Origin of the sequence: Streptomyces laurentii (assembly GCF_040635425.1) — a bacterium.
GTDB classification, from domain to species: Bacteria; Actinomycetota; Actinomycetes; order Streptomycetales; family Streptomycetaceae; genus Streptomyces; species Streptomyces laurentii.
Window position 1 is genome coordinate 37,924 of sequence record NZ_JBEYHT010000029.1, and the last position, 24,336, is coordinate 62,259.

Here is a 24,336-nt window from a genome sequence, read left to right on the forward strand (position 1 = left end):
GGTCTCAGAGGGCGAGGCCCGTCATGACCAGGGAACGCTCGTAGGTGTAGTCGTCCATCGCGTAGCGGACGCCCTCACGGCCGACGCCGGAGCGCTTGGCACCGCCGTACGGCATCTGGTCGGCACGGTACGACGGGACGTCGCCGATGATCACGCCGCCGACCTCGAGGATGCGGTGGGCGCGGAAGGCGGCCTGCAGGTCGTGCGTGAAGACACCGGCCTGGAGGCCGAAGTCGGAGTCGTTGACCATGGCGAACGCCTCGGCCTCGCCGTCGACCTTGGTGACGGTCAGGACCGGGCCGAAGACCTCGCAGCGGGCCAGGGTGACGTCGGCCGGGAGGTCGGTGAGGACGGTCGGGGCGTACGTCGCGCCGTCCCGCTTGCCGCCCGTGAGCAGCGTGGCGCCGGCCGCGACGGCCTCGTCCACCCAGGACTCGACGCGCTGCGCGGCGGCCTCGTCGACGAGCGGGCCGACGTCCGTGGCGTCGTCCGCCGGGTCGCCGGTGACCTGCGCCTCGACGGCGGCGACGATCTTCGGCAGCAGACGGTCGTAGACGGAGCCGTCCACGATCACGCGCTGCACGGAGATGCAGGACTGGCCGCCCTGGTAGTTGGAGAACATCGCCATGCGGCCGGCGGCCCAGTCGAGGTCGGCCTCGGAGGACCAGTCGGGCAGCACGACGGCGGCGGCGTTGCCGCCGAGCTCCAGGGTGCAGTGCTTGTGCGGCACGGACTGCTGGATGGCGTAGCCGACCTTGTCCGAGCCCGTGAAGGAGATGACCGGCAGGCGCTCGTCCTGAACGAGGGCGGGCATGCGGTCGTTCGGGACCGGGAGGATCGACCAGGAACCCGTCGGCAGGTTCGTCTCGGCCAGGATCTCGCCCAGGATCAGGGAGGAGATCGGGGTGGCCGGGGCCGGCTTGAGGATGATCGGGGCGCCGACGGCGATGGCCGGGGCGACCTTGTGCGCGGCGAGGTTCAGCGGGAAGTTGAACGGCGCGATGCCGAGCACGACACCCTTGGGGATACGGCGGACGAGCGCGAGCCGGCCGACGCCGCCGGCCTCGGTGTCGAGGCGCTGGACCTCGCCGCCGTTCCAGCGGCGGGCCTCCTCGGAGGCGAAGCGGAACACGGACACGGCACGGCCGATCTCGCCGCGCGCCCACTTGATCGGCTTGCCGTTCTCGGCGGAGATCAGCTGGGCCAGCTCCTCGGTGCGCTCGGCCAGCCGCTTGGCGACGTGGTCGAGGGCGGCGGAGCGGACGTGCGCCGGGGTGGCGGCGAACTCGTCGACGACGGCGTGCGCGGCGGCGACGGCCTCCTCGACCTGAGCCTCGGTGGGCACGGAGACGGTGCCGACCAGACGTCCGTCGTACGAGTTCGTGACGTCGAAGGTCGTCTCGCCGGTGGCCTCGCGGCCGGCGATCCAGAAGCCGTGGGTGGTCGTCATCGCGTCCCGGCCCTTTCCGTTGGGGTGGGTGGTTGGTTCGAGGTGATCTCACGCTCTCGTGACACGTTAGGGCGAACCGGGCTCACGGTCGCTTGTCCGGTGTGGAGTGGTGAGGACGGGGATACTGGCCGCTTTGGCGGGAAGAAGGACTGCGGTGACAGGGCCGTGGGGCGGGCCCCGCCCGTGTGCAGGTCCGGGAAACAGCGACGGTCGGCGCCGGTCGGCGAGGTCAGCGCCGTCGTTCCGTCGAGACGATGAGACACACCCCGGCCACGACGATCAAACCGCCGAGGACGATCGGCCAGGTCAGGGCCTCGTCGAGGAGGAGGGCGCCGAGGGTGACGGCGACGATGGGGTTGACGTAGGCGTAGGTCGCGACGAGCGAGAGCGGCGCGGTCTGGAGCAGCCAGGCGTACGCGGTGAAGGCGATCAGCGAGCCGAAGACGACGAGGTAGGCGAGGCCCGTCCAGGAGCGGGCGGAGACGGCCGCCAGGTCCAGGCCGCGCTGCTCGCCGCGCGCCAGGCCGACGCCGAGGCCCGCGAGGCCGCCGGCCAGCATCTCGTACGCGCTGGCGGTGAAGGGGTTCGCGGGCATCGGGATCCGGGACGACGCGAACGAGCCGAGCGACCAGAGCAGGGTGCCCGCGATCACCAGGGCGAGCCCGCCGGCGTGCACCTCGCCGCTGAGGCTGGGCAGGGCGAGCACCGCCAGACCGGCGAGGCCGAGCAGGACACCCGCGGCGCCGCCGAGCGTGGGCCGGTCCCCGGTGAGCGCCTTGAGGACGACGACCCAGGCGGGCACGACGGCGACGAGCAGCGCGGCGAGACCGGAGGGGATGGAGGTCTCGGCGAGCACGATGAGCCCGTTGCCGCCGAGGAGCAGCATCAGGCCGACGACGGCCGCCGAGGCCAGCTGACGCGGGCTCACCTTCAGCGCGGCGGGCCCCTGCCGCCAGGCGATGATCCCGGCCAGGATCACGCCCGCGGCGACGAACCGCGCCCCGGCGGACAGGAACGGGGGCAGGGTCTCGACGACGACACGGATCCCGAGGTACGTGGATCCCCACACCACGTACACGATGCCGAGCGCCACCCAGACGGCGGCGGGTATCCGGCGGCCGGACCCCGGGGCGGGCGGGGACGAGGGCTCCGCGGGGAGGCCGGAACCGGTGGAAGAGGAGGGGGACGGGGAGAGGGACGGGGAGGGGGAGGCAGCGGCGGGGGTGGAGGCGGACGCCGAGGCTGCGGGGTCGGCGGCAGGGCTTGTCATGCCCAGGAGAGTAAGCAGCGAGATGCCGCCTGACCAGTAATTTTGCCCGGGATCGGGCAGGAAACCGCTACGCGCGACCGTCCTCGGTGGCCTTGAGGGCCAGCCACAGCTCCATCCGTACGTCCGGGTCGTCGAGCGAGCGGCCGAGGATCTCCTCCACGCGCCGCATCCGGTAGCGCAGGGTGTGCCGGTGGACGCCGAGATCGGCGGCCGCCGCGTCCCACTGGCCGTGCCGGGAGAGCCAGGCACGCAGCGAGGCGACGAGATCGCCGCGGCCGGTGGCGTCGTGGACGTACAGCGCGCGCAGCAGGCCGTCGGCGAACGCGCGGACGGCGTCGTCGGCCAGCAGCGGCAGCACCGATCCCGCCGCGACGTCCTCGTGCTCGACGAGCGTCCGGCCGCGCCGCCGGGCCACCGACAGGGCCTGTTCGGCCTGCTTGAAGGCGGCGGCCGCGGCGAGGGAACCGGCCGGGGCGGACAGGCCGGCGACGAGGCCGGTGTCCTCCGCCTTGCGTCCGGCATACCGCTCGCAGGCCGTGACCACCGCTCCCCCGGCACCGGCGAGGACCACGAGGCGGCCGGCGGCCGCCGGTCCCCCCGGATCGGGCTCGGTCACCACGGCCAGGACCGACTCGCCGGCCCGGGCGGCCGCCGACTCCAGGGCCTCGCCGAGCTCGTCGAGCGGCGTCTCGCCGAACTCGCCGGCCGTCCCCGGCCCGTCCGCCGGCGCGGCCGGTTCGGCGATGAGCAGCCGGAACGGCGCGTCGAGCAGCCCGCCGTACAGATCCCCGGCCACGGCCTTCGCGTGGTCGGTCTGCCCGGCGAGCAGCATCCGCAGGACGGCCGCGCCCAGCCGGTGTTCGGCGGCCCGGAGCGAACGGGAGCGCTCCGTCGTGAGCGTCAGCAGGGCGATGGCGGAGTGCACCGCGTACCGCTCGGCGGTGCCCAGCGGCGCGCCCGTACCGACCGCGAGCGCCCCGCGCACCCGGCGTCCGGTGCCCAGCGACTGCAGCTCCACCCGGTCCTCGTCCTCGGTCCCGCCGACCACGGTGCTGGCGGGCGCCGACCGCTCGCGGAACCGCTCGACGTCGGGGGCGAGCCGGGCCGCCCGGCGCGCGGCCCACTCGGGCGCGACGGCGAGGACGGAGCCGGAGGTGTCGTACAGCGCGACCCAGCCGTCGAGGTGCGCGGCGAGCCGGGCGACGACGGCGTCCGGCCCCTCGGCGAGCGCGGCCCGGGTCAGCTCGCGCTGCACCTCGAAGCCGGCCGTGACGGAGTGGTACTGCTCGGCGGCGATGGCCGCCGAAACGGCCTTGCTGATGGCGAGGAACGGGGTCGGCCGGGGCACCGCCAGCAGCGGCAGATGCTCCTCACGGGCCGCGTCGACCAGCGCCGCCGGGATGTCCTCGTAGGTGACGCCGACCGCGAAGCCGAGGCCGACGACCCCGGCGCCGCGCAGCCGCCGCACGTACCGCCGCATCGCCTCGGGGTCCTCGGCGTCGAGGGTGAGCGCGGTGGTGAGCAGCAGCTCGCCGCCCTCCATGTACGGGACGGGGTCGGCGAGCTCGCTGACGTGCGCCCAGCGCACGGGGACGTCGAGGCGGTCCTCACCGGCGCGGACGGTGAGTTTGAGCGCCGGGTGCTGGACAAGCGAGGCGAGGGTGGGCGGCATCGTGAACCGTCGGATCGGGGGACCGGGGAGGGAGGCGGAGGCACGCCGTCCACCAGGGCGGCGTGTCCTCCTCGATTGTGCCAGCCCGCGCCGGTCTCGCGCGCATCGTCGCAGGTCGGCCGGGATCGGGCGGTGGGGTGGGGAGCGATCGGGTTCGGGGCGGGTTCGGTTCGCTCAGCCCCGGCCGGCCGGGCGCAGGTCGACGAGGAGCGGCGGGGTGTGATCGCCCCGTACGTCGGTGAGCGACAGGACGGCGTGGCCGGGCGGGACGGCGTGCGCCAGGTCGGACGCCGACCAGCGCTCGCGCTCGACCTCCCGGACGGTGACCGCCTCGGTGGTGACCGCCTTGCCCGTCACCTTCTTGCGCAGGAAGTGGACGAACCGGGTCATCGGCTGGTCGGCGAAGACGGTGTGGTGGGCGACCTCGGTCGTCTCGAACCGTTCGGTGCCCCACGCGTCGGCGAAGGCGCGGCCGTCCCAGGTGGGGATGCCGGAGAAGGCCATCCGGCAGCCGACCACCGCGAGCAGCGGCCCGCGCAGCGCCTCCGGCACCTCGGCGAGGGTCCGCAGGGCGAGCACGACACCGGCGTTCTGCGGGCGCAGCCTCTGCAGGGCCCGTACGGTCCCCTGGGTAAGCGCCCCGGCCGCGTCGTCGAGCACGAGACAGGCGAAGTGCCCGCGGCCCGCGCCCGACCCCGCACCCTGCCGGTCCCGGTCCCGGGTGACGGCCTGGAACTGGGCCAGGATGAGCCGGTTGAGCAGCCGGGACGCCTCCTCGTGGGCGCCCTCGGGCAGGCTGATCCGCACCCGGATGGGGTGGCGGGCGACGGCCCGCAGCGAGAAGCCCCGCCCGTCGCCCGCGTCCGCTCCCCCACCGAAGAACTCGGCGAAGACGGGCCGGTCGAGGGTCGCGAGCCGGTCGGCGAGCACGGGGCCGGGATCCCCGGCCGTGCCGGTCTGCCGGATCCGGGACTCCAGCTCGCGGCGCATGGCCGTGGCGCTCTGCCCCTGGTCCTGCGGGAGCAGGTCGAGCAGCGTCTGCAGGGTGCCGGGGCCGGCTTCGAGCAGTTCACGGAGGACCGGCACGGTGGGGAAGCGCCCGTACGCGGCCCGGTAAGGGCCGATGAGCTGGGCGAGCACGGTGGCGGCGCGCCGGGTCTCCAGGCCCTCCAGGTCGCCGACGAGCCCTTCGGCGAACAGGACGGCGGCCTCGTCCGGGTCGGTCGCCCCGGCGTACAGGTCCAGGTCGTGCGGGGAGGCCGGGTCGCCGAGCCGGATGACGACGTCGTACGCCGCGTCCGGGCCGAGCGGCGCCCCCGCCTCGCCGACGGCGACGACGGCGCAGCCGCCGGTGAGCGCCTGGAGGGTGAGCGATTCGACGACCGGCGCGACGAGCGCGCGGGTCTTGCCGGCGCCGGACGGGCCGACGGCGAGCAGCGAGGTGCCGAGCAGCGCGGGGTCGAGGGCGAGTCCGGCGCCCACGTACGCGGCGGGGGCGCGGTCGGCCGCCGCGTACCGGCCGACGCGCACCTGGCCGAGGAACAGGTCGTGCTCGGCGACCCGGATCGGCAGGTCGCGGTCGCCTGAGGGGTGGGCGGCAGCGCCGCCGCCCTCGCCGAGCAGCGCGCCGACGAGAGCGGCCCGGCCCACACCGTCACGGGCGGTGCCGTCCCAGGCCCGGCGGACCCGCGCGACGTCGACGTCGTTCATCCGCCCGCCGGCGACCTCGGCCACGAGCCGGTCGGCGGCGCGGTACTCGCCCGCCTCCCGGAGCTCGGGCCACTGGGAGGGCGGGGCCTCGGGGCCGGTGGGGACGGGGGCGGGCGGGTTCTGCACGGCACGGCGGGCGCGCCACAGGCCCTTCCAGTCGCCGACGCGGGCGAAGGGCCAGACGACGAGGGCCGTGATCAGCGCGTACAGGGTGTAGACGAGGACGGGCGAGGAGAACGCCTCGAACCCGCCGGTGAGCAGGGCCACCGCGGAGAGCACGGCGGACGCGAGCGGCAGCGGGTCCCAGTCGAGACCGAAGGCCTCGGGCCAGACGAAGACGAGAGCGACCAGCGCCATGGCTCCCGCGAGGAGAGCCCGGACCGTGGGGTTGTACCGGCCGAGGTAGTGCCGACTGATCTTGCCCCAGGAGCCGAGGAAGCCTGCCGCGCAGACGATTCCGACGAGAAAGGCACTGTCGAACAGCGAGCGCGCCGCGGAGCCGTGCCAGTCCACGGGGGCGGTGGTGCCCGGATACCACCACTCTTTGGGGGTCAGCAGCCACAGCATCTCGATCTTGTACGGGAAGACCTCGCGACGCCACGCGGCCCAGAGAAGCAGAGCGACCGCGAGCGGGATCAGCATGCCGGCGACGGTGATGGGCGCCAGCCGCTCGGGGCCGTCGGGCTCCGGCCGCACGTAACGGAATCGCCAGACCCCCGGCCCGACCCTCGGCCGCGGGGCGTCCATCCACGTGGCGACGGCGGACCGGGGCGGGGCGGCGGGCGGGGGTGTACGGGGCGGCGGGGGCGCGGTCTTGCCCGCGTCCCCGCCAGTGACCTGCCCGGCCCCGCCCCCCGGCGCGTACCCCGGTACGGGTGGGGTGGGCGGCTGTGCCGGTGGGCCGGCCGGAGCGGGGGGCACCCGGTCCGGCACCGGCGGTGCCGACGGGCGCGGCAGTCCGGCCGCCCCCCGGGTGTCGCTCGTCTCGTACGTGCCGTCGCTCTCCATGAACCCCTGCCCCCTGACCAGCCAGGTCTCCGCAACTGTGCCGGCGTCAAATCTAGTGGTCGCGGGCCGCGCCGGAAGGCTTTCCCCCACCCGGACGGCCGATCCCGGGCCGCCCGCCCCATCGGCCCACGACACCCCCGCCATGTCCACCGCGGACAAGGCGACCCCCGCCACCACTCCCGATCGGCGCATGCCGCACCGCGCCCGCCGCGCCTAGCCTGCGGAGGAAACCCGCAAGTGCGTCCAGAACACCCCCAGGAGCCCCGCATGAACGCTGTCCCGCAGGAGCGGCGCGTCGTCACCGCCATCCCCGGCCCGAAGTCGCAGGAGCTTCAGGCCCGCCGCCTCGACACGGTCGCCGGTGGCGTGGGCTCCACGCTGCCGGTGTTCACCAAGCGGGCCGGCGGCGGCATCATCGAGGACGTCGACGGCAACCTGCTGATCGACTTCGGCTCCGGCATCGCCGTGACCTCCGTCGGCGCCTCCGCCGAGGCCGTCGTACGCCGCGCCTCCGCGCAGCTCCAGGACTTCACCCACACCTGCTTCATGGTGACGCCGTACGAGAGCTACGTCGCGGTCTGCGAGGCGCTGGCCGAGCTGACGCCGGGCGACCACGCCAAGAAGTCGGCGCTGTTCAACTCGGGCGCCGAGGCGGTCGAGAACGCGGTCAAGATCGCCCGTTCGTACACCAAGCGCCAGGCCGTCGTCGTCTTCGACCACGGCTACCACGGCCGTACGAACCTCACGATGGCGCTGACGGCGAAGAACATGCCGTACAAGCAGGGCTTCGGTCCGTTCGCGCCCGAGGTCTACCGCGTGCCGGTGGCCTACGGCTACCGCTGGCCGACCGGTGCCGAGAACGCCGGCCCGGAGGCCGCCGCCCAGGCCATCGACCAGATCACCAAGCAGATCGGCGCCGACAACGTCGCCGCGATCATCATCGAGCCGGTGCTCGGCGAGGGCGGCTTCATCGAGCCGGCCAAGGGCTTCCTGCCGGCGATCGTGAAGTTCGCCAACGACAACGGCATCGTCTTCGTCGCGGACGAGATCCAGGCCGGCTTCTGCCGGACCGGTCAGTGGTTCGCCTGTGAGGACGAGGGCATCGTCCCGGACCTCATCACCACCGCCAAGGGCATCGCGGGCGGTCTGCCGCTCGCCGCCGTGACCGGCCGCGCCGAGATCATGGACTCCGTCCACGGCGGTGGCCTGGGCGGCACCTACGGCGGCAACCCCGTCGCGTGCGCCGGTGCGCTGGGCGCCATCGAGACCATGAAGGAGCTCGACCTCAACGCCAAGGCGAAGCGGATCGAGGAGGTCATGAAGGGCCGCCTGACCGCGATGCAGGAGAAGTTCCCGGTCATCGGCGACATCCGCGGCCGCGGCGCCATGATCGCCATCGAGCTGGTCAAGGACCCGGTCACCAAGGAGCCGGCCGCCGCCGAGGCCGCCGCGCTGGCCAAGGCCTGCCACAACGAGGGCCTGCTCGTCCTGACCTGCGGCACCTACGGCAACGTGCTCCGCTTCCTGCCGCCGCTGGTCATCGGCGAGGACCTGCTCAACGAGGGTCTGGACATCATCGAGGGCGCCCTCGCCCGGATCTGACGGACCCGACCGATCCGACGGTTCAGCCGGACCCGGCTGAACGCGTGCGCCGGCTCGGCGAGTGACGTCGCGTGAACCGAATCCGGCCCGTGTGAAGAAGCTGTGGGGGGCCGATGGCGGAATGTCTTTCCCGCTGTCGGTCCCCCCGTCGCGTGCCGTACGGTTTCTGCAGATGAGAGAAACACCCCGGGCGGAGCCTCCCCAGCCCCGCCCACACCGTGCCTTCGCGCACACCGCTGGAGCCCTGGGCTCCGGAACTCCTCACCGATCGGATGCCCGCCCGCCCCACACCCCCCGGGGCGAGCGGCGATCCGGTCACGGCGACCGCCCCGGAACCACCCCCCCTGTTCCGGGGCGGTCGGCTGTCTTCTGGGCGCTGGTCGTCCTCGCCGTCACCACCTGGCAGGTCCTGGTCCACGGCCCCCTCTCCCGGCTCGACGAACGGCTCTCCGGCGCGCTCGTGGACACCGTCCCGCGCGGCCTGTCCGAGGCCGCCTCGGACCTCGGCAACATGACGGTCGCCCTCCCCGTGCTCGCCTGCGCGATGGCGTACGCGGCGTGGCGCGGCCGCCGGGCCGCCGCCCTCGCCGCGGGCCTCACGATGGCCGCCGTCCCGCTCCTGGTCGTCCCGCTGAAGGAATGGACCGCCCGCCCGGGCCCGCTGGAACCCTGGGCCCACGGCTACTTCCCGTCCGGCCACACCGCCACGGCGATGGTCGCGTACGTGAGCGCCGCCTACCTGGTCTCCCGCCGTCTCCTCCCCCTCGCCGTCCTGCTGACCACCGTCACGGCCGCGGGCCTGATCCTCCGCGGCTTCCACTGGCCCCTCGACGTCCTCGCCTCCCTCGCCCTCTGCCTGCCGCTGCTGCGCTGGCCGGTGTACGCGGCGCGGTACGACGGCCGGAAGGGCCGGGCCCCTCACGGGTCCGACCGCGCGGAGACGTGACCGCGCGGCCGGACGCGCCGTTAGACCTCGTGGACCGGTTCGACCCGTTGGGCCCGTTGGACCCGTTGCCCCGACCGATCGGAGACCCCCGTGAATCCGGCACCCGGCAGCACAGGAGCGGACACCGGCCACGCCGTCGTCCTCGGCTCGGGCATCAGCGGCCTGTGCGCCGCCCGCGTCCTCGCCGACTTCTACACCCGCGTCACCGTCGTCGAGAGGGACGTCTTCCCCGAGGACGGTGCGACCCGGCGGGGCGTCCCGCAGGGCGCGCACGTGCACTCGCTGACGTCCCGGGGCGCGAGCACGCTGGAGGAGTTCTTCCCTGGGATCGTCGCGGAACTGGCGGCCGACGGCGCCACCGTCGTCAACGCGCTGACCGAGCTCGACATCGTGTTCTTCGGTTCCCGCCTGCTCCGGGTGCCGCTCGGCGAGGTCCTCCAGGCGAGCCGTCCCTTCCTGGAGGACCGGCTGCGCGCCAGGGTCGGCGCGGTGCCTCACATCGGCTTCCGGCCGGGCATGGAGGCCGTCGCCCCCGTCACCCGGAACGCGACGACGGTGAGCGGGGTCCGGCTGGCCCGCCCCGGCCCGGCGGGCTCCGCCGAGGTGCTGGAGGCGGATCTCGTCGTGGACGCCATGGGTCGTGCGGGCCGCGGCGCGGCCTGGCTCGCGTCCCTGGGGTACGAGAAGCCCGCCGAGGACCGCCTCCACGTCGGCGTCGGCTACGCCAGCCGCCGCTACCGGATCGCCCCCGGCGCGGCCGGCGGGGACAAGGGCGTACTGATCGGCGCGACGCCCGCCCGTCCGCGCGGGCTGGTGCTCACCCGGCAGGAGCACGACACCTGGGTGCTGTCCCAGTACGGATTCGGCAAGGCGAACCACCCGCCGCACGCGCCCGAGGAGTTCCACCGTTTCGCGGCGGAACTCCTGCCCGCCGCCCTGCGGGACACCCTCCGGCACGCCGAGCCGCTCACGGAGGTCGCGGCCTTCGCGTACCCGGCGTCGGTGCGCCGGAACTTCCACCGGCTCCGCCGCCTTCCCGACGGCCTGGTCTCCATCGGCGACGCGGTGTGCAGTCTCAACCCGATCTACGGGGCGGGCATGACGGTCGCCGCCCTGGAGGCGGCGGCACTGCGGGACTGTCTGGCCGCCGGCACCGACGGCCTCCCCCGGCGTTTCTACCGTGCGGCGGCCAAGGCCTCGTACCTCTCGTGGCTGTTCTCCAACCTGGCCGACCGGTCCCTGCCGTACGTGCCGGGGACCCGTCCCTTCCTCACCGGCGTCTTGGGACAGGCGTTCCAGGCCACCATGCGGGCCGCGGCCGTCGACCCCGCCGTCGCCGCCGGTGTCTGGAACGCCGTCAGCCTGTCCGGTTCTCCGGCCCGACTGGCCGGCCCGCGCGTCATGGCCTCCGTACTCCGGCACGGGGCGCGCCGGCCGCGGCGGCCGCACCGTTCGTAAGACGCGCACCACGCGCGCACCACGCGCGCACCACGCATACACCCCGCACCGCTCGCACAGCTCACGTCACGGAAAGGATCGATGTCCCATGCCGCCCTTCGACGAGGACGAGCGGAAGTCCTTCATGGAGCGCTGGGTCGCGGTGTGGAACACCCCCACCCTCAGCACCGATTCCCTGGCGTTCTATACCGAGGACGCCGTCCTCGTGGACAAGGCCTTCGACCGCACGTACCGCGGCCACCAGGAGCTGTACGCGTCCTTCCGCGCCACCGAGGAAGTCCTCGCGGACATCCGTGTCACCTGCCACGACCTGCTGATCGGCCCGGCGCACGCGGTGGCCCAGCTGCGGTACGACGCGACGGTCCGCGAGCCGTTCGCCTGTCTTCCGGAGTCCAGCCGGGGGAAGGCGTTCTCGCTGTCCCTGATGTGTCTGGTCGAGTTCGCCGAGGACGGCCGGATCGCCCGCGGCACGGACGTGTACGACCGCGCGTCGGTGCTCCAGCAGCTCGGCGTCCTGCCGGACAGCCCCTGATCCGCGGGGAGGGGCTGCCCGGCCGTCAGCGGAGCGGCCGAAGCCTCAGCTCCACGGGTACGCGTCGAAGTTGCGGCTGAACGCCCACTGGTTGTAGCGGTCCCAGTTGATCGACCAGGTCATCAGGCCGCGCAGGGCGGGCCAGGTGCCGTGGGTCTGGTAGGTGCCGCAGTCGGTCTTCTTCGTGAGGCAGTTCAGGGTCTTGGTCACCTCGGCCGGGGCGGTGTGGCCGTTGCCCGCCTGGGTGGAGGCGGGGAGGCCGATGGCGACCTGGTCGGGGCGCAGGGGCGGGAAGAAGCGGTCCGCGTTGCCGGCGACCGGGAAGCCGGTGAGCAGCATGTCGGTCATGGCGATGTGGAAGTCGGCGCCGCCCATGGAGTGGTACTGGTTGTCGAGGCCCATGATCGAGCCCGAGTTGTAGTCCTGGACGTGGAGCAGGGTGAGGTCGTCGCGCAGGGCGTGGATGACCGGGAGGTAGGCGCCGGCGCGCGGGTCCTGGCCGCCCCAGGGGCCGGAGCCGTAGTACTGGTAGCCGAGCTGGACGAAGAAGGTCTCCGGCGCCATGGTGAGGACGAAGCCGGAGCCGTACTTCGCCTTGAGGGTCTTCACGGCCTGGATGAGGTTGACAACGACCGGGGTCGTGGGGTTGCGGAAGTCGGTGTCGCCGGTCTGGAGCGAGAGCGAGTGGCCTTCGAAGTCGATGTCGAGGCCGTCGAGGCCGTACTCGTCGATGATCTTCGAGACGGAGGAGACGAAGGTGTCGCGGGCGGCGGCCGTGGTCAGCTGGACCTGTCCGTTCTGGCCGCCGATGGAGATGAGGACCTTCTTGCCGGCGGCCTGCTTGGCCTTGATGGCGGCCTTGAACTCGGCGGGTGACTCGACGTTCGGGCATTCCGTCGCCGGGCACAGGCTGAAGCGGATGTCGCCGGAGGTCACCGAGGTGGGTTCGCCGAAGGCCAGGTCGATGACGTCCCAGGAGTCGGGGACGTCGGCCATGCGGGTGTAGCCGGAGCCGTTGGCGAAGCTGGAGTGGAGGTAGCCGACGAGGGCGTGCGCGGGCAGCTGGCCGCCGGGGTTGCCGCCGCCCGAGGAGGTGGTGCTGGCGGTGACGGGGGCGGAGGGGGCGGATTCGCCCGCGTCGTTGGCGGCCGTGACCCGGAAGGTGTAGGCGGTGCCGGGGGTGAGGCCGGTGGCGGTGTACGAGGTGCCGGTGACGGTCGCGACGACGGCGGAGCCCTGCTGGACGCGGTACGAGGTGGCGCCGGGCACGGCGGGCCAGCTGAGTCCGATCGTGGTGGCGGTCGCGGAGCCGGCGGTGAGGCCCGTGGGGGTCGCGGGCGGCCGGCCGGGGTCGCCGCCGGGGCCGAGCAGGGACAGGTCGTCGGCCTGGTAGGCGCCGGTGCCGTACCAGCCGTGGGTGTAGATCGTCACCGAGGTGGTGCCGGACCCGGTGGTGAAGGTGGTGCCGAGCCGCTGCCAGTCGGGGGCGGACTGGGTCCAGGTGGAGACGTCGGTCGTGCCGGTGCCGGACGCGCCGAGGTAGACGTAGCCGCCGCGCACCCAGCCGCTCAGCGTGTACGTGGAGTCGGGCCGTACGGCCACGGTCTGGGAACAGCGGGCGTTGTCGCCGCCGGCTGGGGTCGCTTGCAGGGCCTTGGTGCCGCTGCGCACGGGGGAGGTGACGGCGGCGCCGCTGCCCGCCGTACAGCTCCAGCCGTCCAGACCGGACTCGAAGCCGCCGTTGCGGGCGAGTTCGGTGTCGGCGGCGTGGGCCGCGGGGGTGAGCGCCACGAGTCCGCCGGCGGCCAGAAGGCCCGCCAACGCGAGGGTGAAGGGTCTGGTGCGGTCCACAACTGCCTCCGGGGATGGGGGAATCGAGGTGGTGGAGCGCGCCACAGCATGGTCCAGACCAATCAAGTGGTCAAGACCTCTGAACGAGGGGAAGGGAGGCGAGAAGGCGGGGTACGGGATACGGGAGCACGGGAGCACGAGGAGGCGGCAGTACGGGGATACGGCCGCGCAGGGGGTACAGGCGCACGGAGGTGCGGGGGATACGGGAGTACGGGATACGGGAGTACGGGGGGGTACGGGATACGGGGGTACGGGATACGAGGCGCGCGCTACGGGAACCGGCGCGCCGGACCGTCGGGCCGGTCCGCCCCGCTCACCCCTCGCCGCCTCCCCCGGCCCGCCGTGCCGCCGCCTCGTGCATCGCGAGTTCCAGCAGCGCGACGTCGGTGAGCGTGCCCGCGGCGTCCGGGGACACCAGCCAGCGCACCCCGTCGGCCATCCGGCCCGGGTACGGGACGACGACCCAGGTGCCGTCGCCCGCGCCGCGCACGCCGGTGCCGAGCCAGCGGTCCGTGGTGCCCGGCTCCACGAAGAAGCCGATCCGGGCGTCGCCGAAGTCGGCGAGGACGGGGCCCGGCCGGTCGACGAGCCGGGTCAGCACCTCGAGGGTGGGCCGGCCGAGCGTGGCGGGCAGGATCAGGACGTCCCAGCGGCGGCCGGCGGGCAGCAGCGCGACCCCGTGCGGGTTGCGCTCCCATTCGAAGCGGCAGGCCTCGGGGTCGGGTGCGGCCGACACCAGCCACTCCACGGCACTCCTGGCCTCCATGGCAGTCATCGCGCGATCTCCTCTCTCCGTGCGGGCCCGCCCGATGCGGGTCCCACACGGAGAGAGGAGGCCATCTCCCGGATATGACGCGGGTTCAGATATCGCCTTATGTGACCTGCGTCACATCATCGCGAAGCGCTCAGCTGTCGAAGCCGAGGCCCAGCCGGTCCATGGTCTTCAGCCACAGATTCCGCCGCCCGCCGTTCTCGTCGGCCCGGGCCAGCGACCACTTGGTCAGCCCGATGCCCGCCCACGCGATCGGCTCCGGCGGGAACGGCAGCGGCTTGGAGCGGACCATGTCGAGCCGGGTGCGCTCGGTCCGCTCCCCCGCCAGCAGGTCGAGCATCACGTCCGCGCCGAAACGGGAGGCGCCGACGCCGAGGCCGGTGTAGCCGGCCGCGTACGCCACCTTGCCCTGGTGCGCCGTACCGAAGAAGGCGGAGAAGCGCGAGCAGGTGTCGATCGCGCCGCCCCAGGCGTGGCTGAAGCGCAGGCCCTCCAGCTGCGGGAAGCAGGTGAAGAAGTGCTCGGCCAGCTTCAGATACGTCTCGGGGCGGTGGTCCATCTCGGCGCTGACCTTGCCGCCGAAGGGGTAGATCGCGTCGTAACCGCCCCACAGGATGCGGTTGTCGGCGGTGATCCGGAAGTAGTGGAACTGGTTGGCGCTGTCGCCGAGGCCCTGCCGGCGGCGCCAGCCGCCGATCGAGGCCAGCTGCTCGGCGCTCAGCGGCTCGGTCATCAGCGCGTAGTCGTAGACCGGGACGGTGAACGGCCGCATCCGCTTGACCAGCGACGGGAAGACGTTGGTGCCGAGCGCGACCCGGCGGGCGGCGACCCGCCCGTACGGGGTGCGGACCACCATGCCCTGGCCGCCCGCCGCGACGAGGTCGAGCCCCGGAGTGTTCTCGAAGATCCGGACGCCCAGGTCGAGGCAGGCCCGCCTGAGGCCCCAGACCAGCTTCGCCGGGTGCAGCATCGCGGCCCCGCGCCGGTCCCACAGGCCGCCCTGGAAGGTCGGCGAGTCGACCTCGGCGCGCAGCGCGTCGCGGTCCATCAGCTCCAGGCCGTCGGCGAGGCCGAGCCGCTCGGCCTCCTCGTACATCTCGTGCAGCTCGTCGAGCTGGTAGGCCTCGGTGGCCACGTCGATCTCGCCGGTGCGCTCGAAGTCGCAGTCCAGGCCGTAGCGGGCGACGGCCGCCTCGATGGCGTCGAGGTTCTCGGTGCCGAGCCGCTCCAGTTCCGCCAGCTCGTGCGGCCAGCGGGCGAGTCCGTTGCCGAGGCCGTGGGTGAGGGAGGCGGCGCAGAAGCCGCCGTTGCGGCCCGAGGCGGCCCAGCCCACCTCGCGGCCTTCGATGAGTACGACGTCCCGGGAGGGGTCGCGTTCCTTGGCGAGGAGCGCGGTCCACAGGCCGCTGTAGCCACCGCCGACGACGAGCAGATCGCAGCGCTCGGTGCCGGTGAGGGCGGGCAGGGCGTGGGGCTTGCCGGGGTCTTCCAGCCAGAAGGGGACGGGCTGGGCGTCGGAGAGAGATTGTGCAGCGAGACGCATGGCGACTGGGGCCATGGTTTCCAACTCCTTCGTTGCCCGACCGGCTGCCGGCCGCCGTCCGCCGCCCGCGTGTCAGGCGGCGGCCGGGGGCCGACCGGTCAGGCTGTTGCTGATTTCTTGCGCCGGTTCGTGACGATCTGACCGGCCACGACCACCAGTACCGCGATGACGAACATCGCCGTGCCGATGACGTTGATCTGAACGGGGGTTCCGCGCTGTGCCGAGCCCCAGACGAACATGGGGAAGGTCACGGTGGAGCCCGCGTTGAAGTTGGTGATGATGAAGTCGTCGAACGACAGCGCGAAGGCGAGCAGCGCGCCGGCCGCGATGCCGGGCGCCGCGATCGGCAGCGTGACCCGCAGGAAGGTCTGCGCCGGCCCCGCGTACAGGTCGCGGGCGGCCTCCTCCAGGCGCGGGTCCATGGACATCACGCGCGCCTTGACCGCCGTCACGACGAACGACAGACAGAACATGATGTGGGCGATGAGGATCGTCCAGAAGCCCAGCTCGGCGCCCATGTTGAGGAACAGGGTGAGCAGCGAGGCGGCCATGACGACCTCGGGCATCGCCATCGGCAGGAAGATCAGCGAGTTGATCGCGCCGCGTGCCCGGAAGCGGTAGCGGACCAGCGCGAACGAGATCATCGTGCCGAGGACCGTGGCGCCGAGCGTCGCCCAGGCCGCGATCTGGAGGGACAGCGACAGCGAGCCGCACATGTCGGCGACGCCGCAGGGGTCCTTCCAGGCGTCCAGGGAGAACTTCTGCCACGCGTAGTTGAAGCGCCCGTTCGGCTTGTTGAACGAGAACACCATGACCACGATGTTCGGCAGGATCATGTACGCGAGCGTGAGAAGGCCCGCGATGACGACAAGGTTCCGTCGGATCCAACGCATCAGACCAGGTCCTCCGTTCCCGCTCGGCGGATGTAGAAGGTGACGACGAGCAGCACGATCGCCATGAGGATGAACGACAGGGCCGCGGCCGTCGGGTAGTCCAGCACGCGCAGGAACTGCGACTGGATCACGTTGCCGACCATCTTGGTGTCGGTGGAGCCGAGCAGCTCGGCGTTGACGTAGTCGCCGCTCGCCGGGATGAAGGTGAGCAGCGTGCCGGAGACGACACCGGGCATCGACAGCGGGAACGTGACCTTGCGGAAGGTGGTCGCCGGCGACGCGTACAGGTCCTGGGCGGCCTCGTGCAGCCGGCCGTCGATGCGCTCCAGCGAGGTGTAGAGCGGCAGGATCATGAACGGCAGGTAGTTGTACGTGAGACCGCACACCACCGCCATCGGCGTGGCGAGCACCCGGTTGCCCTCGGTCCAGCCGAGCCAGCTGGTGACGTCGAGGACGTGCAGCGCGTCGAGCGCGCCGACGACCGCGCCGCCGTCGGCGAGGATCGTCTTCCAGGCCAGCGTACGGATGAGGAAGCTGGTGAAGAACGGGGCGATGACGAGGACCAGGACGATGTTGCGCCAGCGGCCTGCCCGGAAGGCGATGAAGTACGCCAGCGGGTAGCCGAGCATCAGGCACAGCAGCGTCGCGAAGCCCGCGTACAGCAGCGAGCTGAGGAACTGCGGCCAGTACTCGCGGAAGGCGTCCCAGTAGGTCTGGAAGTGCCAGGTGACCTGGAAGCCCTGCTCCAGGGAGCCGGTCTGGACCGAGGTCGAGGCCTGGTAGACCATCGGCAGCGCGAAGAAGACGACCAGCCAGATGATGCCGGGCAGCAGCAGCCAGTACGGGACGAGCCGCTTGCGGGTGGAGGGCTTGCGCGCCTCCGGAGCCGACTCCGGCCCCGCCGCGGGCTCGTCCTTGACGAGGGTGGACGTGGTCACGAGGCGTCCTCCACCGTCTCCACACCCGCGTCGATGTCCTGGCTCGCGTCGAGCCCGAAGGTGTGCGCCGGGTTCCAGTGCAGGACGACCTCGGCGCCGGGCACCAGACGGGTGTCGCGCTCGATGTTCTGCTCGTACACCTGCAGGCCCGCGCCGGCCGGGGAGTCCACCACGTACTGGGTGGACACGCCGATGAAGGACGAGTCGACGATCCGGCCGGTGACCCGGTTGCGGCCGTCGGCGATGGTGCCCTCGTCGTCGGCGTGCGCCAGCGATATCTTCTCGGGCCGCACGCCCACCAGCAGCTTCCCGCCGGAGCGGACGGCGGACGGGGAACGGTCGCCGGGCACCTTGAGCTTGCCGCCGCCGGCGGTCACGACGATGTCGGTGCCGGTCTCGGCGACCTCGGCCTCGATGAGGTTGGAGGTGCCGAGGAAGTTGGCGACGAAGGTGGTGCGCGGGTTCTCGTACAGGTCGGCGGGCGCGCCGAGCTGCTCGACCCGGCCGCCGTTCATGACCGCGACCTGGTCGGCCATGGTCATGGCCTCCTCCTGGTCGTGGGTGACGTGCACGAAGGTGATGCCGACCTCGGTCTGGATCCGCTTGAGCTCCAGCTGCATCTGGCGGCGCAGCTTGAGGTCGAGCGCGCCGAGCGGCTCGTCGAGGAGGAGCACCTGGGGGTGGTTGATGAGCGCGCGGGCCACGGCGACGCGCTGCTGCTGGCCACCGGACAGCTGGTGCGGCTTGTGCCGGGCCTTGTCGCCGAGCTGGACCAGCTCCAGCATCTCGTCGACCTGCTTCTTCACCGACTTGATGCCGCGGCGGCGCAGGCCGAAGGCGATGTTCTCCTGGATGTCCATGTGCGGGAAGAGCGCGTAGGACTGGAAGACGGTGTTCACCGGCCGCTTGTACGGGGGGAGGTCGGTGACGTCGCGGTCGCCGAGCGAGACGGTGCCCGTCGTCGGGTCCTCCAGGCCGGCGATCATGCGCAGCGTGGTCGTCTTGCCGCAGCCGGAGGCGCCGAGCAGGGCGAAGAAGGAGCCCTGCGGCACGGTCAGATCGAGCGGCTGGACGGCGGTGAAGGAGCCGTAGGACTTGCTGATGCCGCGAAGACGGACGTCGCCGCCGGTGTTCTTGTCAGTCATGGGGTGGGTCCCGGGGATTCGTGAAGGGCGGGGGTGGGCGGACGCCGGGTCAGGCACCGATGAGCTTGGCGAACTTCTCCTCGTACGCCGTTTCCTCTGCCGAGGTGAGCGAGCGGAACGAGTGCGACTTCCGGGCCATCTCCTTGTCGGGGACGATCAGGACGTTGTTCGCGAGGTCGGGGTCGATCTTGGCGAGCTCGTCCTTCACGCCGTCGACGGGGCACACGAAGTTGATGTACGCGGCGAGCCGGGCCGCGACCGCGGGCTCGTAGTAGTAGTCCATGAGCTTCTCGGCGTTGGTCTTGTGCCGGGCCTGCGTGGGGATGAGCAGGTTGTCGCTGGACGTGATGTAACCGGCCGCCGGGATCGCGTACTTGATGTCCGGGTTGTCCGCCTGTAGCTGGATGACGTCACCGGCCCAGGCGACACAGGCCGCGATGTCGCCCTTGTCCAGGTCGGACGTGTAGTCGTTGCCGGTGAAGCGGCGGATCTGCTTCTTGTCGACGCCCTTCTGCAGCCGGCCGACCGCGGCGTCGTAGTCGGCGTCGGTGAACTTCGCCGGGTCCTTGCCCATGTCGAGCAGGGTCATGCCGATGGTGTCGCGCATCTCGGTCAGGAAGCCGACCCGGCCCTTGAGCGCGGGGTCGTCGAGCAGCTGCGTGACGGAGTCGACCTTCCGGCCGTTGGTCGCCTTGGAGTTGTAGGCGATGACGGTGGAGATGCCCGTCCAGGGGTACGAGTAGGACCGGCCCGGGTCCCAGTCGGGGGTGCGGAACTGGGCCGAGAGGTTCGCGAACGCGTGGGGCAGGTTGGCCGCGTCGAGTTTCTGCGCCCAGCCGAGGCGGATGACGCGGGCGGCCAGCCAGTCGGTGAGGTTGATCAGGTCGCGGCCGGTGTCCTGACCGGCCGCGAGCTGCGGCTTGATCTTGCCGAAGAACTCGACGTTGTCGTTGATGTCCTCGGTGTACTTGACCTGGATGCCGGTCCGTTTGGCGAACGCGGCGAGGGACGGACGGGAGTGGCCGTCCTCGCCGGTGTCCATGTACTCGGTCCAGTTGGAGAAGTTCACCGACTTCTCCTTGGCCGAGAAGTCCGTGCTGGCCGGCCCCTGGCCCTCCCGCTTGGCGGGCGGGATGCCGCAGCCGGTCAGGGCCGCGAGACCACCGACGGTGAGCGCGCCGAAGCCGCCGGCGCGCAGCATCGAGCGACGGCTCAGGGCGCCGCGGCCGCTCGTGAGCGTGCGCCGTATCGCCGCGAGCTGTGCGGCCGACAGACTGTCGGACTGGTACTGCTCCATGCGCTGTGCCCTTTCGGGATGGGTCGCCGCCAGCCGGCGGCGATCTGCTATCGGTCCCCGAAGATCGTGCGGTGCCAGTCCTTGGCCGCCACCGCGGTGTTGTCGAACATCACGTGCTTGACCTGCGTGTACTCCTCGAAGGAGTACGCCGACATGTCCTTTCCGAAGCCCGAGGACTTGTAGCCGCCATGGGGCATCTCACTGATGATCGGGATGTGGTCGTTGACCCAGACGCAGCCGGCCTTGATCTCACGGGTGGCCCTGTTCGCCCGGTAGACGTCGCGGCTCCAGGCGGAGGCGGCGAGGCCGTACGGGGTGTCGTTGGCGAGCCGGATGCCCTCGTCGTCGCCGTCGAAGGGCAGGGCCACCAGGACCGGTCCGAAGATCTCCGACTGCACGACCTCGCTGTCCTGCGGGGCGCCGGTGATCAGGGTGGGACGGTAGTATGCGCCCTTCTCCAGCTCTCCACCAGGGGCCATTCCGCCGGTGACCACGGTCGCGTAGCCGCGGGCCCGGTCCACGAAGCCGGCCACCCGGTCGCGCTGGGCGTGGCTGATCAGCGGGCCGAGGTCGGTGGCCGGGTCGGCGGGGTCGCCGAGGCGGACCGTCTCCATCAGTTCGGCGACCCGCTCCACGAAGGCGTCGAACAGCGGCCGCTGGACGTAGGCGCGGGTGGCGGCGGTGCAGTCCTGTCCGCTGTTGATGAGCGAGGCGGCGACGGCGCCGTGCGCCGCGGCCTCCAGGTCGGCGTCGTCGAAGACCACGAACGGGGCCTTGCCGCCGAGTTCGAGGTGGATCCGCTTGACGGTACGGGTGGCGATCTCGGCGACCCGCTTGCCGACGGGGGTGGAGCCGGTGAACGAGGTCATGGCCACGTCCGGGTGCCCGACGAGGTGCTCGCCGGCGACCCGGCCCGCTCCGGTCACGATGTTGACGACGCCGTCCGGGATCCCGGCGTCGGTCGCGGCCTGAGCGAACATCAGCGAGGTCAGCGGGGTCAGCTCGGCCGGCTTCAGGACGATCGTGTTGCCCGCGGCGATGGCCGGCAGGATCTTCCACGCGGCCATCTGCAGCGGGTAGTTCCAGGGGGCGATCGAGCCCACGACGCCGATCGGCTCGCGCCGGACGTACGAGGTGTGGTCGCCGGAGTACTCGCCGGCCGACTGGCCCTGCAGGTGCCGCGCGGCGCCCGCGAAGAACGCCGTGTTGTCGACGGTGCCGGGCACGTCGAACTCGGTCGTCAGCCTGATCGGCTTGCCGCACTGGAGCGACTCGGCGCGGGCCAGGTCCTCGGCCCGCTCGGCCAGCACGCCGGCGAAGCGGTGCAGCGCGTCGGACCGCTCGCCGGGCGTGGCTCCGGCCCAGTCCGGGAAGGCCGCCTTGGCCGCGGCGACGGCGTCGTCCACGTCGCCGGCCGAGGCGAGACGGTACGTGTACACGCTCTCCCCGGTCGCCGGATCGACGACGCTGTGGTCCTCGTCCGCGGTGCCAGGGCGGAGCCGCCCTCCGATGTACTGCGCGCCGTCCGTGAAGTGGTCCGACACCTGGAAGCGGTTGCCCATGACGCTCTCCGTTGTTCCCGCTCGAATTGAATGCCGATCCTGGCAGAGGCCCCCAAGGCCAACAAGGGATTCCGTTGTTGCCTTTTGGTTACTCGACGGAATCTGTCGACCATGTGTCGAGAACGGCGGTTCATTGCCGTACGAACTGTCAGTAGCGCCTGCGAGAGTGGCGTGTATGAAACCGCTTGAGGAACTGAAGGAGCAGGTCAGCGCCATGGAGATGGGCGGTGACCGGGTCAGGTGGCTGCATTTCTGGGGCCACCGGCCGCGCCCCGACGGCGAGCTGGGACCGAGTTGCCTCAGCCAGTGGTGGCCGTCCCCGTTCGTGGTGGAGGACGTACGGTACGCGACCGCCGAGCACTGGATGATGGCCGAAAAGGCGAGGCTCTTCGGCGACCCCGAGGCGGAGGCCGCGGCGCTCGGCGCCCGGACGCCCGCCGAGGCGAAGAAGGCGGGCCGGCTGGTGCGCGGCTTCGACAACGCGGTCTGGGAGCGCGAGCGGTTCGGCGTCGTGGTGGCGGGCAGCCGCCATAAGTTCGACTCGGATCCGGCGCTGCGCGCGTTCCTGCTGGGGACGGGCGAGCGCGTCCTGGTGGAGGCCAGCCCCATGGACCGGATCTGGGGCATCGGTCTCGCCGCCGACGACCCGCGCGCCGTGGAGCCGGAGCGGTGGCGGGGCCTGAACCTGCTGGGCTTCGCGCTCATGGAGGCGCGGGAGCGGCTGCGGGTGGGCGCCTCGTAGTGGGGGCGCGGAGCCGGGACGCGGAGAAGAAGGAGGACGGGGCGCGGGGCGGGCGGGCCGCTCGCGCCCCGCGCCTTCCGGGTGCCGGCGGGTCAGCGCGTCAGCGCTGGATCTCCAGCACCATGCTCGTCTCCTCCACGTTCTCGCCCCAGCCGGTGTCCGACTCGGAATAGCTGGTCACGGCCGCGACGATGACCAGGGCGAGGAAAGCGGCGCTGATCAGGGCGCCGATCGAGCCGAGCACGATGCCCGCGATCGCCATGCCGCGGTTGGTCGCCTCGCCGCGGTTGGCCTTCTTCAGACCGAGGATGCCGAAGATCAGGGCGAGGACACCGAGCACCACGCCCAGGCCGTAGAGGCAGAAGCCGGCCACCGCGATGATGCCGAGCACCATCGCGGCCGTGCCCTGGCCGTTGGAGGGGGCGGGCCCCCAGCCGGGCTGGGCGCCGTACGCCGGGTAGCCGGACGTCGTTCCGTAACCGCCGGGGAACGTGGCCGCGGGCGGGGCCGGCGGGTAGCCGTATCCGGTCGGCGCCCCCGGCTGCGCCGGCGGGGTCGGGGCGGCCGGGTAGCCGTAGGTCCCACCGGGTGCGACGGGCGGCGGCGGGATCTCCACCCCCGAGGCCATGGTCAGCTGCTCGTGCACCGACGGCGGGCCGGATATGCCCGGCGCGGGCGGGGCGGGCGCGGCGGGTGCCTCGGGCGTGGCCGGCGTCGCGGGTGCGGCAGGCGTCGCGGGCGTGGTGGGCTTGCTCAGTTCGACGCCGTCGCGGTTCGGCGGAGCCCACGGGTCCACCGGAGTGTCGTTGTTCTCGGACATGGGCCTCCCCCATCGTGGTCCCGTCATGCTACGTGGCGGTCCGTACACAGCCCGGTCCGGCCTACGATGATCCGATGACCGATCTGTCTTCCTTCATCGCCGGACTGCCGAAGGCCGAGCTGCACGTGCACCACGTGGGCTCCGCCTCCCCCCGGATCGTGGCCGAGCTCGCCTCCCGCCACCCGGACTCCAAGGTCCCGACGGATCCGGAGGCGCTGCGCGAGTACTTCACGTTCACGGACTTCGCGCACTTCATCGAGGTGTACCTGTCGGTCGTGGACCTGGTCCGTACCCCCGAGGACGTCCGGCTCCTCACGTACGAGGTAGCCCGCGACATGGCGCGGCAGAACATCCGGTACGCGGAGCTGACGATCACCCCGTACAGCTCGGTGCGGCGCGGCATCGACGAGTACGCGTTCATGGAGGCCATCGAGGACGCCCGCAAGGCGGCCGAGACCGAGCTGGGTGTGCTGCTGCGCTGGTGCTTCGACATCCCGGGCGAGGCGGGTCTGGTGTCGGCCGAGGAGACGGCGCGGCTCGCGCTGGACCGGCGGCCGGAGGGACTGGTGTCGTTCGGTCTCGGCGGCCCGGAGATCGGGGTGCCGCGCCCGCAGTTCAAGCCGTTCTTCGACCGGGCGCGGGCCGAGGGTCTGCGGTCGGTGCCGCACGCCGGCGAGACCACCGGCCCGGAGACCGTCTGGGACGCGGTGCGGCTGCTCGGCGCCGAGCGGATCGGCCACGGCACGAGCGCGGCCCGCGACCCGGAGCTGCTCGCGTACCTGGCGGACCAGCGGATCGCCCTGGAGGTGTGCCCGACCTCGAACATCGCGACGCGCGCCGTGGAGCGCCTGGAGGACCACCCGCTGCGGCGGATGGTGGACGCCGGGGTGCTGGTCACGGTCAACAGCGACGACCCGCCGATGTTCGGCACGGATCTGAACAACGAGTACGCGGTCGCGGCCCGGCTCCTCGACCTGGACGAGCGGGGCCTCGGCACGCTGGCGAAGAACGCGGTGGAGGCGTCGTTCCTGGACCAGGCCGGCAAGACCCGGCTGGCCGGCGAGATCGACGCGTACACGGAGCGGTGGATCGCGGGCTGAGACCCGCGGGCCCGGCGGGCCGGGA

19 protein-coding genes are annotated in these 24,336 nt (G+C 72.4%); 6 read left to right on the forward strand and 13 right to left on the reverse strand.

Going from position 1 to position 24,336, the window contains the following annotated elements; all coding sequences use genetic code 11:
* Window positions 1-4 precede the first annotated feature (4 nt).
* From ABZ693_RS19345 to ABZ693_RS19360, 4 genes are all read right to left on the reverse strand, one after another.
* Complete coding sequence (locus ABZ693_RS19345) at window positions 5-1,450, reverse strand: aldehyde dehydrogenase family protein (protein ID WP_359878500.1); 1,446 nt, start codon at window positions 1,448-1,450, stop codon at window positions 5-7.
* Window positions 1,451-1,679: 229 nt separating this feature from the next.
* Entirely contained in the window at window positions 1,680-2,720 is a 1,041-nt protein-coding gene (locus ABZ693_RS19350; RefSeq protein WP_359878503.1) for an EamA family transporter, read from the reverse strand.
* 67 nt (window positions 2,721-2,787) lie between these two features.
* Complete coding sequence (locus ABZ693_RS19355; protein ID WP_359878505.1) at window positions 2,788-4,392, reverse strand: PucR family transcriptional regulator; 1,605 nt, start codon at window positions 4,390-4,392, stop codon at window positions 2,788-2,790.
* Between the two features lie 174 nt (window positions 4,393-4,566).
* A complete protein-coding gene (locus tag ABZ693_RS19360; protein WP_359878508.1) occupies window positions 4,567-7,110 on the reverse strand; it encodes an ATP/GTP-binding protein in 2,544 nt (847 codons plus the stop codon).
* A gap of 267 nt (window positions 7,111-7,377) precedes the next feature.
* Here ABZ693_RS19360 and gabT point away from each other — a divergent pair, with 267 nt between their 5' ends.
* From gabT to ABZ693_RS19380, 4 genes are all read left to right on the forward strand, one after another.
* On the forward strand, window positions 7,378-8,712 hold the full coding sequence (gabT, locus tag ABZ693_RS19365; protein WP_359878511.1) for a 4-aminobutyrate--2-oxoglutarate transaminase: 1,335 nt from the start codon (window positions 7,378-7,380) through the stop codon (window positions 8,710-8,712).
* A 172-nt stretch (window positions 8,713-8,884) separates the two neighbouring features.
* Window positions 8,885-9,658 carry a phosphatase PAP2 family protein gene (locus ABZ693_RS19370; protein ID WP_359878514.1) on the forward strand — a complete coding sequence of 258 codons (774 nt, stop codon included), beginning with the start codon at window positions 8,885-8,887 and terminating at the stop codon, window positions 9,656-9,658.
* Between the two features lie 90 nt (window positions 9,659-9,748).
* Complete coding sequence (locus ABZ693_RS19375; protein WP_359878517.1) at window positions 9,749-11,116, forward strand: NAD(P)/FAD-dependent oxidoreductase; 1,368 nt, start codon at window positions 9,749-9,751, stop codon at window positions 11,114-11,116.
* A gap of 88 nt (window positions 11,117-11,204) precedes the next feature.
* Entirely contained in the window at window positions 11,205-11,648 is a 444-nt protein-coding gene (locus tag ABZ693_RS19380; protein ID WP_359878519.1) for an ester cyclase, read from the forward strand.
* Window positions 11,649-11,693: 45 nt separating this feature from the next.
* Here ABZ693_RS19380 and ABZ693_RS19385 read toward each other — a convergent pair whose 3' ends face one another.
* From ABZ693_RS19385 to ABZ693_RS19420, 8 genes are all read right to left on the reverse strand, one after another.
* Complete coding sequence (locus ABZ693_RS19385) at window positions 11,694-13,499, reverse strand: chitinase (RefSeq protein WP_359878523.1); 1,806 nt, start codon at window positions 13,497-13,499, stop codon at window positions 11,694-11,696.
* Window positions 13,500-13,812: 313 nt separating this feature from the next.
* Window positions 13,813-14,274, reverse strand: a complete 462-nt coding sequence (locus ABZ693_RS19390) for a bifunctional DNA primase/polymerase (protein ID WP_359878525.1) — start codon at window positions 14,272-14,274, stop codon at window positions 13,813-13,815.
* 130 nt (window positions 14,275-14,404) lie between these two features.
* The gene (locus tag ABZ693_RS19395; RefSeq protein ID WP_359878527.1) at window positions 14,405-15,829 is read right to left on the reverse strand and encodes an NAD(P)/FAD-dependent oxidoreductase; all 1,425 of its coding nucleotides are present in this window, start codon (window positions 15,827-15,829) and stop codon (window positions 14,405-14,407) included.
* A gap of 83 nt (window positions 15,830-15,912) precedes the next feature.
* Window positions 15,913-16,707: an ABC transporter permease gene (locus ABZ693_RS19400; RefSeq protein ID WP_359878529.1), complete on the reverse strand. Its 795-nt coding sequence runs from the start codon at window positions 16,705-16,707 to the stop codon at window positions 15,913-15,915.
* Window positions 16,707-17,645: an ABC transporter permease gene (locus ABZ693_RS19405; protein ID WP_359878531.1), complete on the reverse strand. Its 939-nt coding sequence runs from the start codon at window positions 17,643-17,645 to the stop codon at window positions 16,707-16,709. The genes ABZ693_RS19400 and ABZ693_RS19405 overlap by 1 nt, the downstream gene beginning before the upstream one ends.
* Complete coding sequence (locus ABZ693_RS19410; RefSeq protein ID WP_359878534.1) at window positions 17,642-18,790, reverse strand: ABC transporter ATP-binding protein; 1,149 nt, start codon at window positions 18,788-18,790, stop codon at window positions 17,642-17,644. The genes ABZ693_RS19405 and ABZ693_RS19410 overlap by 4 nt, the downstream gene beginning before the upstream one ends.
* A gap of 49 nt (window positions 18,791-18,839) precedes the next feature.
* On the reverse strand, window positions 18,840-20,087 hold the full coding sequence (locus ABZ693_RS19415) for a polyamine ABC transporter substrate-binding protein (protein WP_359878535.1): 1,248 nt from the start codon (window positions 20,085-20,087) through the stop codon (window positions 18,840-18,842).
* Window positions 20,088-20,134: 47 nt separating this feature from the next.
* Entirely contained in the window at window positions 20,135-21,649 is a 1,515-nt protein-coding gene (locus ABZ693_RS19420) for a gamma-aminobutyraldehyde dehydrogenase (RefSeq protein WP_359878538.1), read from the reverse strand.
* A gap of 175 nt (window positions 21,650-21,824) precedes the next feature.
* On the opposite strand from ABZ693_RS19420, the gene ybiA reads away from it, so the two are divergent.
* Window positions 21,825-22,391 carry a riboflavin biosynthesis intermediates N-glycosidase gene (gene ybiA / locus ABZ693_RS19425; protein WP_359878540.1) on the forward strand — a complete coding sequence of 189 codons (567 nt, stop codon included), beginning with the start codon at window positions 21,825-21,827 and terminating at the stop codon, window positions 22,389-22,391.
* Between the two features lie 100 nt (window positions 22,392-22,491).
* Here ybiA and ABZ693_RS19430 read toward each other — a convergent pair whose 3' ends face one another.
* Complete coding sequence (locus ABZ693_RS19430) at window positions 22,492-23,211, reverse strand: DUF4190 domain-containing protein (protein WP_359878543.1); 720 nt, start codon at window positions 23,209-23,211, stop codon at window positions 22,492-22,494.
* 74 nt (window positions 23,212-23,285) lie between these two features.
* Between ABZ693_RS19430 and ABZ693_RS19435 the strand changes: the two genes are divergently transcribed.
* Window positions 23,286-24,311, forward strand: coding sequence for an adenosine deaminase (locus ABZ693_RS19435; RefSeq protein WP_359878546.1), 1,026 nt, complete (start codon window positions 23,286-23,288; stop codon window positions 24,309-24,311).
* Window positions 24,312-24,336 lie beyond the last annotated feature (25 nt).

Bases quoted from the DNA above. Each gene is read 5' to 3' on its own strand.
- ABZ693_RS19350 (WP_359878503.1), bottom strand. From the start codon at position 2,720: ATGACAAGCCCTGCCGCCGACCCCGCAGCCTCGGCGTCCGCCTCCACC.
- ABZ693_RS19345 (WP_359878500.1), bottom strand. From the start codon at position 1,450: ATGACGACCACCCACGGCTTCTGGATCGCCGGCCGCGAGGCCACCGGC.
- ABZ693_RS19390 (WP_359878525.1), bottom strand. From the start codon at position 14,274: ATGACTGCCATGGAGGCCAGGAGTGCCGTGGAGTGGCTGGTGTCGGCC.
- ybiA (WP_359878540.1), top strand. From the start codon at position 21,825: ATGAAACCGCTTGAGGAACTGAAGGAGCAGGTCAGCGCCATGGAGATG.
- ABZ693_RS19370 (WP_359878514.1), top strand. From the start codon at position 8,885: ATGAGAGAAACACCCCGGGCGGAGCCTCCCCAGCCCCGCCCACACCGT.
- ABZ693_RS19380 (WP_359878519.1), top strand. From the start codon at position 11,205: ATGCCGCCCTTCGACGAGGACGAGCGGAAGTCCTTCATGGAGCGCTGG.
- ABZ693_RS19360 (WP_359878508.1), bottom strand. From the start codon at position 7,110: ATGGAGAGCGACGGCACGTACGAGACGAGCGACACCCGGGGGGCGGCC.
- ABZ693_RS19420 (WP_359878538.1), bottom strand. From the start codon at position 21,649: ATGGGCAACCGCTTCCAGGTGTCGGACCACTTCACGGACGGCGCGCAG.
- ABZ693_RS19435 (WP_359878546.1), top strand. From the start codon at position 23,286: ATGACCGATCTGTCTTCCTTCATCGCCGGACTGCCGAAGGCCGAGCTG.
- ABZ693_RS19410 (WP_359878534.1), bottom strand. From the start codon at position 18,790: ATGACTGACAAGAACACCGGCGGCGACGTCCGTCTTCGCGGCATCAGC.
- ABZ693_RS19430 (WP_359878543.1), bottom strand. From the start codon at position 23,211: ATGTCCGAGAACAACGACACTCCGGTGGACCCGTGGGCTCCGCCGAAC.
- ABZ693_RS19355 (WP_359878505.1), bottom strand. From the start codon at position 4,392: ATGCCGCCCACCCTCGCCTCGCTTGTCCAGCACCCGGCGCTCAAACTC.
- gabT (WP_359878511.1), top strand. From the start codon at position 7,378: ATGAACGCTGTCCCGCAGGAGCGGCGCGTCGTCACCGCCATCCCCGGC.
- ABZ693_RS19395 (WP_359878527.1), bottom strand. From the start codon at position 15,829: ATGGCCCCAGTCGCCATGCGTCTCGCTGCACAATCTCTCTCCGACGCC.
- ABZ693_RS19400 (WP_359878529.1), bottom strand. From the start codon at position 16,707: ATGCGTTGGATCCGACGGAACCTTGTCGTCATCGCGGGCCTTCTCACG.
- ABZ693_RS19415 (WP_359878535.1), bottom strand. From the start codon at position 20,087: ATGGAGCAGTACCAGTCCGACAGTCTGTCGGCCGCACAGCTCGCGGCG.